Annotated in this window: 3 protein-coding genes; all 3 read left to right on the top strand. The window is 50.6% G+C overall.

Annotation, left to right across the window (positions count from 1 at the left end; all coding sequences use genetic code 11):
- On the top strand, positions 1-414 hold a 414-nt coding region (locus AC1DUA_RS36865; protein ID WP_477504444.1), incomplete at its 5' end, for a TetR/AcrR family transcriptional regulator.
- 14 nt (positions 415-428) lie between these two features.
- Positions 429-863, top strand: coding sequence for a DoxX family protein (locus AC1DUA_RS36870; RefSeq protein ID WP_477504445.1), 435 nt, complete (start codon positions 429-431; stop codon positions 861-863).
- A gap of 471 nt (positions 864-1334) precedes the next feature.
- A partial coding sequence (locus AC1DUA_RS36875) for a cupin domain-containing protein (RefSeq protein WP_477504446.1) occupies positions 1335-1572 on the top strand: 238 nt, incomplete at its 3' end.

A 1572-nucleotide genomic window follows, 5' to 3' on the forward strand; every position in this document is an offset into this window, starting at 1 on the left:
GTGCTGCAGGAGCGGCTGGATGCAACGAATGAACGTTTCCAGGATGTTGTAAAACAAGGAGGCGCTACATTCGAAGGTCCTATGGGGAAAATCCTTGAAAATCTCCGAGCACTGGACGATGCGCAGGAGGTAACCAACAAAGTTCTGATTTACTTGCTCGGAAAAGAAGAGCAGCCAGCAGTTGCCGAAACGCTCAAGCTGTATTATGAACGCTCCGTGCAAGTATCTAAGGAATGGATCGTCACAGGCCAATCGCACGGCGTTATTCCAGAAACGGTCGATGCTGATAAAACAGCGGACTTGTTTGTTCTTCTTTCCCTCGGATTACGCGTCCGTTCTACAATTCCGATGGTAACTGGCGGGTTTCAGATCGAAGATTTCGCCGGTATGATGACACAATTACTGAAAAAATAGAAGGAGGATTTAAGATGATTCCTTTGTATGCTTTGATTGTCTCCTATTTCATATTTTGGGTGCTCGGGTTGCTCGGATTATCGCATTTCCAGGGTTGGCATACTCCTCTGCAGGGCGCTGTCGCCGTCATGCTGCTTCTAACTGCCTCTGCTCATTGGGGAAAAAGAAGGCTTGACCTCATCCGCATGGTTCCCCCGGCTTTCCCGAGACCTGACTTCATCATCACCGTCACGGGTTGGCTGGAAATTGCCGCTGCAATCGGCATTCTGTTCCCGGCTACATCCCGGGCTGCCTCCATCTGCCTGATGGTGCTGCTCGTCGCGATGTTCCCTGCCAATGTGCGCGCGGCCCGCAATCATTTAACGATTGCCGGCGCGCCTACGCCTGCTCTGCCGGTCCGCACGATTTTGCAGCTTGTTTTTCTGGCTGCGATTTATTTCGCGGGCTGAGCGCGACAGCTTCCAAGGGCAAAAGAGCGGTTCAGTTATCTAGCGGCAGCTGGGCAGCTAGCTGCTAGCTATACACAATCGACTTCTCACACAGCGTTGTGGGGAGTCCGTCAGCAAGAGCCTTGACGGCACCGGATTGGGGGGCGCAAAGTCTCGCCTCATTTAACGGACCTCACTGCCGTTAATCTTGTTAAATCCCCCATTTCTTAACGCTAATGGACTCCAGTGTCGTTATTCGCCCATTTCACAGCCATTTTTCACACTATTATTGTGAATAGCTGCTCTGGCGTCCGTTAGAATTTCACAGAGCCTGAATTCCTAGCAATAAGGGCTACTCTGTCCGTAAGCTGACGTCCAGCAGCTCATGTTCCTTTGCAGCTCCTCCACCCCCACTTTCCTGTTAGGGCTTGTCTTTTCACGAGCCAATCTCTTATAGTAAATGCAGTTAGTGTCAACAAGGAGGCGAATTTCGTGAGCTCAACGATTCCTGCGACAGTCCGTGCTTACGCCATTGACGACTTTACGAATCAATTTCTGGCGAATTATCCTGTGCATTGCGAGTTCCGCAAGTCGCCGCTCCATCAGCAGCAGTTGCATGCCCATAATGGTTACGAATTTTATTTTGTACTCCAAGGAACAGGCTCTTATATTGTAGGCGATCAATTGTATCCACTGCATGCCGGCACACTAACAGTCATCCAACCAGGGG

The sequence above is a fragment of the Paenibacillus sp. 01T422 genome, assembly GCF_056398785.1.

Coding starts and splice junctions, on each gene's coding strand:
- AC1DUA_RS36870 (WP_477504445.1), top strand. CDS start 429: ATGATTCCTTTGTATGCTTTGATTGTCTCCTATTTCATATTTTGGGTG.